The organism is Pseudomonas sp. NPDC088322, from assembly GCF_044740745.1.
Taxonomy (GTDB): domain Bacteria; phylum Pseudomonadota; class Gammaproteobacteria; order Pseudomonadales; family Pseudomonadaceae; genus Aquipseudomonas; species Aquipseudomonas shirazensis.
The window spans coordinates 124,827-138,140 of the sequence record NZ_JBIURK010000007.1 but is presented as its reverse complement, the minus strand read 5'-3'; the positions used below and the strand labels follow the sequence as shown (position 1 = coordinate 138,140).

Genomic DNA, 13,314 nt, shown 5'->3' with positions numbered 1-13,314 from the left:
GCTTGGGAAGTCATATAGTCGCAATCAATTGTAGATCGCATAGCATGGTCGCTCCTATGAAACCGAGACATACCCCCGTGCCTACACTACAACTCAATCATGCCGAGCTTCGGCGGATAGCAGAGACCGGCCGCGTCCATGCGACACATGTAGTAGGCCAGCCGGGTGGCTGGGCCGTGCAGATCAATGTCGATGAAAGCGAGCATCTGCTTACCGCCCAACGCAGCGGCAGTGTCAGGCTATTCAAGAAGCTGGAGACCTTGGTCGTTTATCTACATGAACTGGGCATTGATCACTTCGAGATCGACAGTTCCAATTACGATCCTCGCCAATTGAGCACTTATCAACGGCCTGATCGAGCTGAAGCGCTGAAGAGGGTGCATGATGCAGCCGCCTACGAGACTTGGTTTTTTGAACAGGTTGAGGCCAGCCTGAGTGATACAACGCCGGCGACGGATGACGAAGACGCCGAGAGCGCCTTCGCCGCCCGCCGGGCCGCGCTCAGGGCCAAACCGCACTGATGCGTCTGGTTTGGTTGAATATGGCTCTGGAAGACCGCTTGCGAATCATGAATATCATTGCCGAAAGCAACCCTGGCGCGGCCATCACGCTGGATACTGAATTCAGAGACAAAGCAAGGCAAGCGGCTCAGCAACCCAATCTATACAAGCAGGGGCGTTATCCCGGCACCAGAGAGGTCGTGGTTCGCCCCAATTACGTGATGGTCTACCGCTGCGCAGGTGAAAAACTCAAGATTATTCGCATCCTGCATGCACGGCAGCAGTGGCCCTGAACGAAACCACAGTCAAAAAAAAGCCGCCCCTAAGGGCGGCTTCTATCCAGCGTACCGGTTAAAGCTTACAGCTTCGGCCCGGCAGCCTTGATTGCGTCGGAAACTTCAAACTTCTTGAAGTTCTCGATGAACAGCTTGGCCAGACCTTTGGCAGCCTCGTCGTAGGCAGCCTTGTCTTCCCAGTTGGTGCGTGGGTTGAGCAGGTTGGTATCAACACCTTCAACGGCTTTCGGCACGTCGAGGTTGATGATGTCCAGGTGTTCGGTTTCGGCACCCACCAGCGCGCCGCTCTGGATCGCAGCGATCACAGCACGGGTGGTCGGGATGCTGAAGCGCTTGCCAACGCCGTAGCCGCCGCCGGTCCAGCCGGTGTTGACCAGGTAGACCTTGGAGCCGAAGCCGTTGATGCGCTTGATCAGCAGCTCAGCGTATTCGCCAGCAGGACGCGGGAAGAACGGCGCGCCGAAGCAGGTGGAGAAGGTCGACTTGATGCCGCCGCCCGAACCCATCTCAGTCGAACCGACCAGCGCGGTGTAACCCGACAGGAAGTGGTAGGCCGCTTGCTCGTTGTTCAGGATCGACACTGGCGGCAGCACGCCGGTCAGGTCGCAGGTCAGGAAGATAACGGCATTTGGCTCGCCGCCCAGGTTCTTCTCGGAACGCTTGGCAACGTGCTCCAGCGGATAGGCCGCGCGGCTGTTCTGGGTCAGGCTGACATCGGCGTAGTCGGCGTGCTTGGAGGCGTCGTCGATGACCACGTTTTCCAGAACTGCACCGTGCTTGATGGCTTTCCAGATGACCGGTTCGTTCTTCTCGGACAGGTCGATGCACTTGGCGTAGCAGCCGCCTTCGATGTTGAAGACAACGCCTTCGCCCCAGCCGTGTTCGTCGTCACCGATCAGGTAACGGCTTTCATCGGCCGACAGAGTGGTCTTGCCAGTGCCGGACAGGCCGAAGAACAGGGTTACATCGCCTTCTTCGCCGATGTTGGCTGCGCAGTGCATAGGCAGTACGTCAGCGGCCGGCAGCAGGAAGTTCTGCACCGAGAACATGGCTTTCTTCATTTCGCCGGCGTAACGCATGCCCGCGATCAGCACCTTCTTCTGGGCGAAGTTGATGATCACGCAACCGTCGGAGTTGGTGCCATCGCGCTCAGGCGAGCATTCGAAGTTGGCAACGTTGAGCACTTGCCACTCATCACGACCGGCCGGGTTGTACTGCTCCGGGTTGATGAACAGGCAACGACCGAACAGGTTCTGCCAGGCAGTCTGGGTGGTCATGCGCACTGGCAGGTAGTGCTCGGCGGCAGCACCTACATGAACGTAGGACACAAAATGGTCCTGGGCGTTGTTGAACGCTTCAACGCGAGCCCACAAGGCATCGAACTTGTCGGCCGGGAACTTGCGGTTGATCGGGCCCCAGGCAATTGCCTCGGTGGTGCTGGGTTCGTCGACGATGAAACGGTCAGCTGGCGAACGGCCGGTGCGGTGACCGGTTTTCACGACCAGCGCGCCAGTATCGGCCAGCTCGCCTTCACCGCGGGACAGCGCTTCTTTTACCAGCTCATCGACGCTCAGGTCGGTGTACACGGTGTTGTTGGCTTGCGTCATGAGATACCCCATCCGGCCCGAGGCCGAGTGCTCCAAACGTTTTGTAGTGGTCCGAAAAAAACGACTACAGCGAAAAAAGTGGCCGGATTATGCCAGAAAAGCCCAAAAAAAGTAGACCCCTCCTGTCAGAACTGCGGTTTATCGCAGAACGACAGGAGAATCCACTGCAATTAAACGTTTCAGTGACGTGTTTCTGCTGCGCCGCTTGTGCCGCCGCCAGCAAACAATTGCGTAACGTCGGTCGCATCAAACAGATAACGCTGATTGCAGAACTGGCAATCGACCTCGATTTGGCCACCATGCTCGACTACCAGCTGCTGAGCGTCTTCCTGACCGAGACTGACCAAGGCATTGCCTGAACGTTCCCGGGAGCAGCTGCAGCGGAACTGCAACGGCTGCAGGTCGAACAGGCGCACAGCCTCTTCGTGGTACAGGCGATGGAGCATGGTTTCGTTGTCCAGGCCCAGTAATTCCTCGGCTTTGACAGTGTTCGCCAAAGCCTTGACGTGGTTCCAGCTTTCATCGCGCTCATCGCTGTCTTTCTGACGGTCGGCAGGCAACTGCTGCACCAGCAAGCCACGGGCACGCGAGCCGTCGGCAGCCAGGGTGATGGTAGTGTTGATCTGCTGCGACATGACGAAGTAGTTGGTGAAGCACTCCGACAGGTCCTTGCCGTGCAGGTCGACCATGCCCTGGTAGCGCTGACCGTTGATCGGGTCGACGGTCAAGGCCAGCACGCCGTCTGGCATCAGGTCGGTGAGGGTTGCATCGGCGGCAATCTGGTCCGCCTCATAACGGGCCAGGCCACGGATGTCATGCTCGCTGGAGCATTCGATCATCAGCAACGGCACTGGGCCTTCAGAGCGCGCCTGCAGGATCAACAGGCCGTCGAACTTGAGGGTGCCCACCAGTAGCGCGGCGGCGGCCATCAACTCACCGAGCAGGAGCGCGACCGGCTGCGGGTAGGGGTGCTTGGCCAGCACTTCGGCATAACTGCGCTCCAGCCCGACCATCTCGCCACGCACGTCGCGGTCGTCGAACAGGAAACGTTGAGTGAAATCGGTAGCAGGGAGGTCGCTCATAAGGTTCTGGCTATCTGGAAAAATAATGTCCACATATTAACAGGCCTGGTACGGCCCACGCATGAGGCGCTCCCTGTCTCATCCTCTTACAACAGCACAGATCAGTCGAAGCTGCCGTGCAGCTGGTGGATCTGCCGGCGCTGTTTCTTGTTGGGCCGACCATCGGTCGTCATCCCCAGGGCGCCATCCTTGCGTTGCTGCGCGGCCTGCTCGCGGCGGCGGATGCTCTCTTCGGTTTCGCCATACAGCAGCTGCGCCTCAGGCGCGCCACGGCGTACCACCGACAGCGCCTTGACGACGATGGTGCGCTCGTCAAAGCCGGTACGCAGGACGAACTCGTCGCCCACCCGTGGCTCCTTGCCGGGCTTGCAGCGCTCGCCGCGGCAGTGCACCTTGCCGCTTTCGATGGCCGCCTTGGCCAGGGCGCGGGTCTTGTAGAACCGCGCGGCCCACAGCCATTTGTCCAGGCGTACCTTGTCGTCTTCTTCCGACTTTTGTGCCATCTCTTTACCTCGAATTCTGTCTTTAACCGAACTGTACTACCGTCACTGACGGATGCAAAAATTCTGCGCGGTGCTTAAAGTTCACCACCTTATCCCCAGGGTGTGATTAGTGAAGACATTTGACCATCTGAGTGTGATCGGCCTGCGCGAGTGGGTGGCGCTGCCCGAGCTCGGGCTGGCCGGCCTGCGCGCCAAGATCGACACCGGCGCCAGCACCTCGAGCCTGCACGCCACCGATGTCGAGCCGTTTGAACGCGACGGTGAGCAGTGGGTCCGATTTACTGCACACCTCGGCTCCGTGGTGCAGCTGCGCCATCGCCGCTGTGAAGCCCCACTGGTGACCATGAAAAGCATCAAGAGCTCCAACGGCCATGCCCAAGTCCGCTATGTGATCCGCACGCCGCTGGCGCTGGGAGACCGGGTCTGGGAGGTCGAATTCACCCTGGCCTGTCGCAAGGCCATGCGCTACCGCTTGCTGCTCGGTTCCAAGGCATTGATCCACGGCCAACTGGTGGTGGACCCAAGCTCGAAATACGTTCAGGAAAAACCGGCCTTTCCGGTCAACCCTCTCCCTGTCACAGGTGCTGCATGAAGATCGCTGTGCTGTCGCGGAACCCGCGTCTGTATTCCACCCGCCGCCTGGTTGAAGCCGGTACCCAGCGTGGCCACGAGATGGTTGTGATCGATACCCTGCGTGCCTACATGAACATCGCCAGCCACAAGCCGCAGATCCACTACCGTGGGCGGCCGCTGGAGGGCTTTGATGCGGTGATCCCGCGGATCGGCGCGTCCGTTACCTTCTATGGCTGCGCAGTGCTGCGCCAGTTCGAGATGATGGGCGTGAATCCGCTCAACGAATCGGTGGCAATCGCCCGCTCGCGGGACAAGCTGCGCTCGTTGCAACTGCTGTCGCGGCGCGGTATCGGCTTGCCGATTACCGGCTTTGCCCACTCGCCGGACGATATCCCCGACCTGATCCAGATGGTCAACGGCGCGCCCCTGGTAATCAAAGTACTGGAAGGCACCCAGGGCATTGGCGTGGTGCTGTGCGAAACCACCCAGGCCGCCGAATCGGTGATCGAGGCGTTCATGGGCCTGAAGCAGAACATCATGGTCCAGGAATACATCAAGGAAGCCGGCGGCGCCGATATCCGCTGCTTCGTGGTTGGCGACAAGGTAATTGCCTCGATGAAGCGTCAGGCCAAGCCGGGTGAATTCCGTTCCAACCTGCATCGTGGCGGCGTTGCCAGCCTGATCAAGATCACCCCGGAAGAGCGCATCACCGCCATTCGCGCGGCGAAGGTCATGGGTTTGAGCGTGGCCGGCGTCGACATCCTGCGCTCCAACCACGGCCCACTGGTGATGGAGGTCAACTCATCGCCAGGCCTGGAAGGCATCGAGGTCACCACCAGCAAGGACGTTGCCGGGATGATCATCGAGCACCTGGAGAAGAACGGCGGGCCGAATCAGACCCGCACCAAGGGTAAGGGCTGACATTGTCGGGGCCGCTGAGCGGCCCCGGCAATCACACTGCGTTGCGCGGTAGCAGCAAGCCCAACGGCAAACGCACCCGCGCTTCAATGCCGCCGCCAGAGCGATTACGCAACTCGACATTGCCACCATGCTGCGCCGCAATCCGTTTGACGATGGCCAGGCCCAGCCCCGTACCCTTGCCACCGCGCGCACGGTCGCCCCGGATGAACGGGTTGAAGATGGTTTCCAGCTCCGACTCGTCGATCCCCGCGCCGCGGTCGAGCACGCTCAACACCACATACGGCGCGCTATCGTCGCCCGATACATAAGCTGCTACTTCAACGCCCTGCCCCGCATGGTGCAAGGCATTGCCGATCAGGTTGCCGAGCATACGCTTGAGCGAAACACGGCGCAGCGGGAACGGCGGAATAGGCTCCAGGCACAAGCGCACGCGCTCTTCCGGCTGGTTGTACGGCGCAACCACCTCACGCACCAGGTCGGAGAAGTCGATTTCTTCCAACGGCTCGTCACGGCCATCACGGATAAACGCCAGAAACTGATCGAGAATCGCGTCCATGTCTTCGATGTCGCGGACCATGTCGTCGGTCAGGTCGTTGTCGTTGTCCATCAGTGACAGCGACAGGCGCAGGCGCGTCAGCGGCGTGCGCAGGTCATGCGAAACCCCCGCCAGCATCAGCTCACGCTCGCGCCCGGCCTGTTCGACGTCTTCAGCCATCTGGTTGAACGAGCGGTACACCTCGGCCATCTCGCTTGGCGTGTCGCTGACCGGCAAGCGCACACTGCGCCCCTGGCCAAGCTGACGGGCGGCAAACACCAGGCGCTTGAGCGGCTGGTTGAGCTGACGGACGAAGATCCACGCCGACGCTGTCGACAGCAAACCAATGGCCAGGAACCAGCCGAGTACGTTCCAGATTTTTTGCCCGCGCAACGGGTGCGGGTACAGCGGCACCTTCAGCCAGCCTGGGCCCAGGCTCGGCGCATTGACCCACAGCGCCGGCGGCGCATGCACGCGCAGGCGCACTTCGGTGTCCTCGCCCAGCTCGGCCTGCATCTGCCGCTGATAAATTTCGCTGTACGGCCAGTGCTGTTCGCCTTCCGGCACGCCGGCCCCGGTTACCCGGATCAGGCCGGCCGCTTCGGCGATCTTCTCGCGGTTTTCTTCATCGGCTGCCCAATAGGCGCGCAAGGTCAGGGCCACGCCATGGCTGTACTGACGGTCGACCAGCACGTCTTCGTTCATCAGCAGGTAGACCAGGGTCAGCGCCTTGGAGAACAGCACGACGATAAGCACCAGCCACAGGGTGCGGGCGAAGAAGCTTTGCGGGAACCAAACAGGGGTTTTCATCGAGGACATCTACTGCAGAACAGGCGCGAGCAGAGCCCGCCAGATTGCCGGCTGGCCACAGACGCAAACAGGGCGGCCCGTTCGGGTCGCCCTGCAGCGTAGTGGCAAGCCTGCAGACTCATTTGCCGGAGTTTCCGTCCGGCACGAACACGTAGCCCACGCCCCAGACCGTCTGGATATAGCGCGGCTTGGACGGGTCCGGTTCGATCATGCGGCGCAAGCGCGATATCTGCACATCGATGGAGCGCTCCAGCGCATCCCACTCGCGGCCACGGGCGAGGTTCATCAGCTTGTCGCGGGTGAGCGGCTCGCGGGCGTGCATCACCAGCGCCTTGAGCACGGCGAATTCGCCGGTGGTGAGCATGTGCACTTCATTGCCACGCTTGAGCTCGCGGGTGGCCAGCGACAGCTCGTAGTCACCGAAGGTCACGGTCTCGTCTTCGCTGCCAGGCGCACCAGGCACCGGCGCCGACTGGCGGCGCAGCACGGCCTTGACCCGCGCCATCAGCTCGTCGGGGTTGAACGGCTTGGCCAGGTAATCGTCGGCGCCCAGTTCCAGGCCCTTGATTCGGCTCAACTCGTCGCCCTTGGCGGTAAGCATGATGATCGGGATCTGGTTGTTCGCTGCGCGCAGGCGGCGGCAGGCAGACAAGCCATCTTCGCCAGGCAGCATCAGGTCGAGTACAACCAGGTTGAACACCTCACGGGCCAGCAGCCGGTCCATCTGTTCGACATTGGGTACTGCCCGGGTGCGGTAGCCCTTGCTGGTGAAAAAACGCTCCAGCAGGCTGCTGAGCCCCGGATCGTCGTCGACGATGAGAATCTTGTCACCTTCAACTGTGTTAGGCGTGCTGGTCATCAATAACTCCTCTGAGATCGCTGCGCATTATGGCGTAGCCATTGCAGCGCGTGCCGTGTGCATTGTTAGCAGATTTTTCCCCGGGCGCCACTTCCACGCGGCCGCCGATGGCGCGGCGCTATCACCGCAAGCCCGACGCGATGGGTATAATGCGCGCCTTTCACCCAGCGCCGCCGGGCACGAATGCCCACCTGCGGCCTCCAGTATTCACATATTGTCAGGTGGTTTTCATGGACAGCATCAACAGCCGTATTGCCGCAGAACTCGGCGTTCGCCCGCAACAGGTCGAGGCGGCCGTGGCCCTGTTGGACGAAGGCTCGACGGTGCCCTTCATCGCCCGTTACCGCAAGGAAGTCACCGGCAGCCTCGACGACACCCAGCTGCGCCACCTGGATGAGCGCCTGCGCTACCTGCGCGAGCTGGATGACCGTCGCGCGAGCATCCTTGCCAGCATCGACGAGCAAGGCAAGCTGACCCCGGAGCTGGCACGCGAGATCAAGCTGGCCGACACCAAGACCCGCCTCGAAGACCTGTACCTGCCATACAAGCAAAAGCGCCGCACGAAGGGCCAGATCGCCCTCGAAGCCGGCCTCGGCGAGCTGGCCGACGGCCTGTTCAACGACCCGCAACTGACCCCGGAAAGCGAAGCCGCGCGCTTCGTCGATGCCGACAAGGGCGTAGCTGACGTCAAGGCCGCGCTGGAAGGCGCCAAGTACATCCTCATGGAGCGCTTCGCCGAAGACGCCGGCCTGCTGGAAAAACTGCGCAACTTCCTCAAGCAGGAAGCCGTACTCAGTGCCCGCCTGGTACCGGGCAAGGAAGAGGAAGGCGCCAAGTTCCGCGATTACTTCGCCCATGACGAGCTGCTGCGCAGCGCGCCGTCGCACCGTGCGCTGGCAATCTTCCGTGGCCGCAACGAAGGCGTACTCAGCGCCGCGCTTAAAGTCGGCGAAGAGCTGCCGGGCACCCTGCACCCGTGCGAGCTGATGATCGGCCAGCACTTCGGCGTGGAAAACCGCGCCCGCCCGGCCGACAAATGGCTCGGCGAAGTGGTGCGCTGGACCTGGAAAGTCAAGCTCTACACCCACCTTGAAACCGACCTGTTCGGCGAGCTGCGTGAAGCCGCCGAGAGCGAAGCGATCAACGTCTTCGCGCATAACCTGCACGACCTGCTGCTCGCCGCCCCGGCAGGCCCACGCGCTACCCTGGGCCTCGACCCGGGCCTGCGTACCGGCTGCAAGGTTGCCGTGGTGGATGCCACCGGCAAACTGCTCGACACCGCCACGGTCTACCCGCACGTGCCGCGCAACGACTGGGACCGCACCATCGCCGTGCTGGCCGCACTGTGCGCCAAGCATTCGGTGGAGCTGATCGCGATCGGCAACGGCACCGCCAGCCGCGAAACCGACAAGCTTGCCGCTGAACTGATCAAAAAATACCCAGCACTGAAGATGACCAAGGTGATGGTCTCCGAAGCCGGCGCTTCGGTGTACTCCGCCTCGGAGTTGGCAGCACGCGAGTTCCCGGACCTGGACGTATCGATCCGTGGCGCGGTGTCGATTGCCCGACGCCTGCAGGACCCGCTCGCCGAGCTGGTCAAGATCGACCCGAAATCGATCGGCGTCGGCCAGTACCAGCATGATGTCTCCCAGTTGAAGCTTGCCCGCGGCCTGGACGCGGTAGTGGAAGACTGCGTGAACGCCGTTGGCGTCGACGTCAACACCGCCTCGGTGGCGCTGCTGACGCGCATCTCTGGGCTGAACGCGACCCTGGCGCAGAATATCGTTGCCCACCGCGACGCCAATGGCCCCTTCGCCACCCGCGCTGCACTGAAAAAGGTCAGCCGCCTCGGCGAAAAAACCTTCGAACAGGCCGCCGGCTTCCTCCGTGTGATGAACGGCGACAACCCGCTGGACGCCTCCGCCGTGCACCCGGAAGCCTACCCGCTGGTGCAGCGGATTGCCGCCGGCACCGACCGCGACATCCGCTCGCTGATCGGCGACAGCGCCTTCCTCAAGCGCCTCGACCCGAAAAACTTCACCGACGAGACCTTCGGCCTGCCGACCGTCACCGACATCCTGCAAGAGCTGGACAAGCCCGGCCGTGACCCGCGCCCGGAGTTCAAGACCGCCTCGTTCCAGGACGGCGTCGAAGAGCTCAAGGACCTTGAGCCTGGGATGATCCTCGAAGGTGTGGTCACCAACGTCACCAACTTCGGTGCCTTCGTCGATATCGGCGTGCATCAGGATGGCCTGGTGCACATCTCGTCGCTGTCGGAGAAGTTCATCAAGGACCCGCGTGAAGCGGTCAAGGCCGGCGATGTGGTCAAGGTCAAGGTGATGGAGGTGGATATCCCGCGCAAACGTATCGCCCTGTCGATGCGCATGGGCGACACCCCGGGCGAGAAGGTCGAAGGCAACCGCGGTGGTGGCCGGGCCAATGGCGGCAACCGCCCGCAGCAGCCAGCGCGCCCGCGTGAAACTGCCACGGCCGCGCCAGCCAACAACGCCATGGCCTCGCTGTTCGCCAACGCCAAGCAGTTGAAGAAGAAATGACCAACCTGCCCAGCGAATACGTCGAAAGCGCCTTCAGCCAGTTGCTTGGCTGCCGCCTGCAGCGCCTTGAAGAGGGTGTTGCGACGGTGGCCCTGACACTGACGCCACAGCTGCGTAATCGCGGCCAGAAGCTGCACGGCGGGGCGATCTTCAGCCTGGTCGACATCGCCATGGGCCTGGCCTGCTCGGCCAGCCATGGCTTTGACCAGCAAAGCGTGACCATCGAATGCAAGATCAACTACATGCGCGCCGTCAGCGACGGCGAGGTGCTATGCACCGCGCGCGTGCTGCACGCGGGCCGGCGCACACTGGTGGTCGACGCCGACGTAGTCCAAGACGACAAGCTGGTTGCGAAAGCTCAGGGAACCTTCGCGGTTCTCTAGCTCACAAAGCGCTATCTGCGGTATTTTCGGCAGTGTGATGGCACTGCCGAAACCGCGTAACCAGGCGACAACGCCAGTTCCTTTGTCCCTACCCTTGTAGACCGTTATTTCTACCCCCATATTGGGGCGACTGACGCGTGAAGGAATACATCTTGAGCGAACTCCTCAACAGCCGCCTGAGCCTGCTCAGTGCCAATCTCCCCTTGCTCAAGCAGTGCCTGCACGGTATTGAGCGCGAATGCCTGCGCGTGACCGATCAAGGTCGCCTGGCCCAGACCCCGCATCCCGAGGCCCTGGGATCGGCGCTGACCAACGAGCAGATCACCACCGATTATTCAGAATCGCTGCTGGAGTTCATTACTCCGGCCCTGGCCGACCCGGCAGCGGTGCTGGATAACCTCGAAGAGGTGCATCGCTTCGTCCAGTCCAAGCTGGGTAACGAATACCTGTGGAGCCCGTCGATGCCCTGTGCATTGCCGGCCGAAGAGGATATTCCGATCGGCTATTACGGCACCTCCAATATCGGCCAGCTCAAGTATGTCTACCGCAAGGGCCTGGCCCTGCGTTACGGCCGTACCATGCAGTGCATTGCCGGTATTCACTACAACTTCTCGCTGCCCGAGGCCCTGTGGCCTCTGCTGCGCGAAAAGGAAGGCGGCGCCGATAGCGACCGTGACTTCCAGTCGGCGGCGTACATCGCCCTGATTCGTAACTTCCGCCGCTACAGCTGGCTGCTGATGTACCTGTTCGGCGCTTCTCCGGCGCTGGATGCAGGCTTCATGCGTGGCCGTGCGCACCAGCTCGAACAGCTCGACCCCGACACCCTGTACCTGCCCTACGCGACCAGCCTGCGCATGAGCGACCTGGGTTACCAGAGCAACGCCCAGGCCGGCCTGACGCCGTGCTACAACGACCTCGCCAGCTACACCGACAGCCTGCGCAAGGCGGTCGGCACGCCGTACCCGCCATACGTCGAGATCGGTACGCACAAGGATGGCGAGTGGGTTCAGCTCAACACCAATATCCTGCAGATCGAAAACGAGTACTACTCGAACATCCGCCCCAAGCGCGTGACCTACACCGGCGAGCGGCCGATCCAGGCGCTGGCCTCGCGCGGCGTGCAGTACGTCGAAGTGCGCTGCCTGGACATCAACCCGTTCCTGCCGGTCGGTATCGACCTGCAGCAGTCGCGCTTCCTCGATGCATTCCTGCTGCTGTGCGCGCTGGACGACAGCCCGCAGCTAAGCAACGGCGAATGCGGCCAGTGCACCAGCAACTTCCTCAGCGTGGTCAAGCAAGGCCGCAAGCCGGGCCTGGAGCTGCAGCGCAATGGCCAACCGGTGACGCTCAAGGAGTGGGCCGGCGAGCTGATCGAGCGTATCGCGCCGCTGGCCGCGTTGCTCGATCAAGCCAACGGCGGCGACGCCCACGCCAAAGCGGTTGAAGCGCAGCAGGCCAAGGTCGATGATCCCGAACTGACGCCGTCGGCGCAGGTGCTGGCGCGCATGACCGAGCACGATGAGAGCTTTGTCGAATTCTCCATGCGTCAGAGCCGTCTGCATGCCGAAACCTTCCGTGAGCAGCCGTTGAGCCCCGAGCGCCAGCAAGCTTTCGAGACGCTGGCACGTGACTCGCTGGCCGAGCAGGCGCGCCTGGAGCAGGACGAGGTGGGTGACTTCGACCTGTTCGTCGGTGCCTACCAGGCCAGCATCCTGGCCATCAGCAACTGATGACCCGCACGCCCACACCACGCAAGCCGCGCGCCAGCAGCCAGGCCAGGATCGTCACGATCCTGGCGGCAGCCCGCGAGTTGCTTGCGGCGCACGGTGTGGCCGGGCTGTCGATCTACAGCGTGGCTGAACACGCGCAGATCCCGCCGTCGTCGGTGTACCACTTCTTTGCCAGCGTGCCGGCCCTGCTCGAAGCGCTGACGGCAGATGTGCACCGGGCCTTTCGTGAGGCACTGCGCGCGCCGATCGACAGCAGCGCGCTGACCACCTGGCATGACCTGTCGCGGCTGATCGAGCAACGTATGTTGGAGATCTATCAGGAGGATGCCGCAGCGCGGCAGTTGATTCTGGCGCAGCATGGCTTGAGCGAAGTGACCCAGGCGGATCGCAAGCATGATCTGGAGTTGGGCGAGCTGATGCACAAGCTGTTCGATCAGCATTTCCAGCTACCGGCAATGCCGCACGACGTCGATGTGTTTGCCCTGGCGATGGAGCTTAGCGACCGGGTCTATGCCCGTTCGGTGCAGTTGCACGAGCAGATCACCCCGCGCATGGCCGAGGAAGGCAAGCGGGTGTGTGAGGCGTATCTGGGGTTGTATTTGCCGCTGTTCCTGCCTAAACGCTGATAGTTTTGGGGCGCTTTGCGATCCTTCGCGGGCAAGCCCGCTCCCACAACGATCCCTGTGGGAGCGGGCTTGCCCGCGAAGGGCCGCAAAACGGCCCCGACACACCAAACGCCATCACAGCTTGGCGATAGAGACTTCGGTCGATTTGACGAAGGCAATCACTTCACTGCCCACCTGCAATTCCAACTCTTTTACCGAACGCGTGGTGATCACCGAGGTGACCACACCGGAGGCGGTCTGCACGTCGATTTCCGACAATACCGGGCCTTCGAGGATTTCTTTCACAGTGCCTTTGAACTGGTTGCGGACGTTGATCGCTTTGATAGTCATGGTG

14 protein-coding genes are annotated in these 13,314 nt (G+C 62.0%); 8 read left to right on the top strand and 6 right to left on the bottom strand.

All coding sequences use genetic code 11. The features are described 5' to 3' along the window. The first annotated feature begins 176 nt into the window (after positions 1 to 176). A complete protein-coding gene (locus ACIOAU_RS19015) occupies positions 177 to 521 on the top strand; it encodes a hypothetical protein (RefSeq protein ID WP_224785581.1) in 345 nt (114 codons plus the stop codon). After that, a complete protein-coding gene (locus tag ACIOAU_RS19010) occupies positions 521 to 793 on the top strand; it encodes a type II toxin-antitoxin system RelE/ParE family toxin (RefSeq protein ID WP_150570511.1) in 273 nt (90 codons plus the stop codon). Before ACIOAU_RS19015 ends, ACIOAU_RS19010 begins: the two co-directional genes overlap by 1 nt. Positions 794 to 858: 65 nt before the next feature. Here the strand turns inward: ACIOAU_RS19010 and ACIOAU_RS19005 are convergent, their stop codons facing one another. The 3 genes from ACIOAU_RS19005 to ACIOAU_RS18995 all read right to left on the bottom strand — a co-directional run bounded on the left by ACIOAU_RS19005 (position 859) and on the right by ACIOAU_RS18995 (position 3,988). Continuing rightward, positions 859 to 2,403 (bottom strand): phosphoenolpyruvate carboxykinase, encoded by a 1,545-nt coding sequence (locus ACIOAU_RS19005; RefSeq protein ID WP_150570512.1) that lies wholly within the window; start codon positions 2,401 to 2,403, stop codon positions 859 to 861. 179 nt (positions 2,404 to 2,582) lie between these two features. Further along, positions 2,583 to 3,485 (bottom strand): Hsp33 family molecular chaperone HslO, encoded by a 903-nt coding sequence (gene hslO / locus ACIOAU_RS19000; protein ID WP_101322546.1) that lies wholly within the window; start codon positions 3,483 to 3,485, stop codon positions 2,583 to 2,585. Between the two features lie 101 nt (positions 3,486 to 3,586). Continuing rightward, positions 3,587 to 3,988 (bottom strand): RNA-binding S4 domain-containing protein, encoded by a 402-nt coding sequence (locus ACIOAU_RS18995; protein WP_101322547.1) that lies wholly within the window; start codon positions 3,986 to 3,988, stop codon positions 3,587 to 3,589. A 142-nt stretch (positions 3,989 to 4,130) separates the two neighbouring features. Here ACIOAU_RS18995 and ACIOAU_RS18990 point away from each other — a divergent pair, with 142 nt between their 5' ends. Further along, positions 4,131 to 4,580 (top strand): ATP-dependent zinc protease, encoded by a 450-nt coding sequence (locus ACIOAU_RS18990; protein ID WP_224785582.1) that lies wholly within the window; start codon positions 4,131 to 4,133, stop codon positions 4,578 to 4,580. Beyond that, complete coding sequence (gene rimK, locus ACIOAU_RS18985; RefSeq protein WP_101322549.1) at positions 4,577 to 5,482, top strand: 30S ribosomal protein S6--L-glutamate ligase; 906 nt, start codon at positions 4,577 to 4,579, stop codon at positions 5,480 to 5,482. The genes ACIOAU_RS18990 and rimK overlap by 4 nt, the downstream gene beginning before the upstream one ends. A 31-nt stretch (positions 5,483 to 5,513) precedes the next feature. Here rimK and ACIOAU_RS18980 read toward each other — a convergent pair whose 3' ends face one another. Next, entirely contained in the window at positions 5,514 to 6,827 is a 1,314-nt protein-coding gene (locus ACIOAU_RS18980; protein WP_178080802.1) for an ATP-binding protein, read from the bottom strand. 118 nt (positions 6,828 to 6,945) lie between these two features. After that, positions 6,946 to 7,686, bottom strand: coding sequence for a two-component system response regulator OmpR (gene ompR / locus ACIOAU_RS18975; RefSeq protein WP_101322551.1), 741 nt, complete (start codon positions 7,684 to 7,686; stop codon positions 6,946 to 6,948). A gap of 230 nt (positions 7,687 to 7,916) precedes the next feature. Here ompR and ACIOAU_RS18970 point away from each other — a divergent pair, with 230 nt between their 5' ends. From ACIOAU_RS18970 to ACIOAU_RS18955, 4 genes are all read left to right on the top strand, one after another. Beyond that, on the top strand, positions 7,917 to 10,241 hold the full coding sequence (locus tag ACIOAU_RS18970) for a Tex family protein (RefSeq protein WP_101322552.1): 2,325 nt from the start codon (positions 7,917 to 7,919) through the stop codon (positions 10,239 to 10,241). Further along, positions 10,238 to 10,624: a PaaI family thioesterase gene (locus ACIOAU_RS18965; RefSeq protein WP_101322553.1), complete on the top strand. Its 387-nt coding sequence runs from the start codon at positions 10,238 to 10,240 to the stop codon at positions 10,622 to 10,624. The genes ACIOAU_RS18970 and ACIOAU_RS18965 overlap by 4 nt, the downstream gene beginning before the upstream one ends. Positions 10,625 to 10,776: 152 nt before the next feature. Further along, on the top strand, positions 10,777 to 12,354 hold the full coding sequence (gene gshA / locus ACIOAU_RS18960) for a glutamate--cysteine ligase (RefSeq protein ID WP_219860607.1): 1,578 nt from the start codon (positions 10,777 to 10,779) through the stop codon (positions 12,352 to 12,354). Beyond that, positions 12,354 to 12,980 carry a TetR/AcrR family transcriptional regulator gene (locus ACIOAU_RS18955; RefSeq protein WP_101322555.1) on the top strand — a complete coding sequence of 209 codons (627 nt, stop codon included), beginning with the start codon at positions 12,354 to 12,356 and terminating at the stop codon, positions 12,978 to 12,980. Before gshA ends, ACIOAU_RS18955 begins: the two co-directional genes overlap by 1 nt. Before the next feature lie 114 nt (positions 12,981 to 13,094). Here the strand turns inward: ACIOAU_RS18955 and ACIOAU_RS18950 are convergent, their stop codons facing one another. Continuing rightward, positions 13,095 to 13,310 (bottom strand): molybdopterin-binding protein, encoded by a 216-nt coding sequence (locus ACIOAU_RS18950; RefSeq protein WP_101322556.1) that lies wholly within the window; start codon positions 13,308 to 13,310, stop codon positions 13,095 to 13,097. Positions 13,311 to 13,314 lie beyond the last annotated feature (4 nt).

Excerpts from the sequence above, each read along its gene's own strand:
- ACIOAU_RS19010 (WP_150570511.1), top strand. The coding sequence starts at position 521 with ATGCGTCTGGTTTGGTTGAATATGGCTCTGGAAGACCGCTTGCGAATC.
- ACIOAU_RS19005 (WP_150570512.1), bottom strand. The coding sequence starts at position 2,403 with ATGACGCAAGCCAACAACACCGTGTACACCGACCTGAGCGTCGATGAG.
- hslO (WP_101322546.1), bottom strand. The coding sequence starts at position 3,485 with ATGAGCGACCTCCCTGCTACCGATTTCACTCAACGTTTCCTGTTCGAC.
- ACIOAU_RS18995 (WP_101322547.1), bottom strand. The coding sequence starts at position 3,988 with ATGGCACAAAAGTCGGAAGAAGACGACAAGGTACGCCTGGACAAATGG.
- rimK (WP_101322549.1), top strand. The coding sequence starts at position 4,577 with ATGAAGATCGCTGTGCTGTCGCGGAACCCGCGTCTGTATTCCACCCGC.
- ACIOAU_RS18980 (WP_178080802.1), bottom strand. The coding sequence starts at position 6,827 with ATGAAAACCCCTGTTTGGTTCCCGCAAAGCTTCTTCGCCCGCACCCTG.
- ompR (WP_101322551.1), bottom strand. The coding sequence starts at position 7,686 with ATGACCAGCACGCCTAACACAGTTGAAGGTGACAAGATTCTCATCGTC.
- ACIOAU_RS18970 (WP_101322552.1), top strand. The coding sequence starts at position 7,917 with ATGGACAGCATCAACAGCCGTATTGCCGCAGAACTCGGCGTTCGCCCG.
- ACIOAU_RS18965 (WP_101322553.1), top strand. The coding sequence starts at position 10,238 with ATGACCAACCTGCCCAGCGAATACGTCGAAAGCGCCTTCAGCCAGTTG.
- ACIOAU_RS18955 (WP_101322555.1), top strand. The coding sequence starts at position 12,354 with ATGACCCGCACGCCCACACCACGCAAGCCGCGCGCCAGCAGCCAGGCC.
- ACIOAU_RS18950 (WP_101322556.1), bottom strand. The coding sequence starts at position 13,310 with ATGACTATCAAAGCGATCAACGTCCGCAACCAGTTCAAAGGCACTGTG.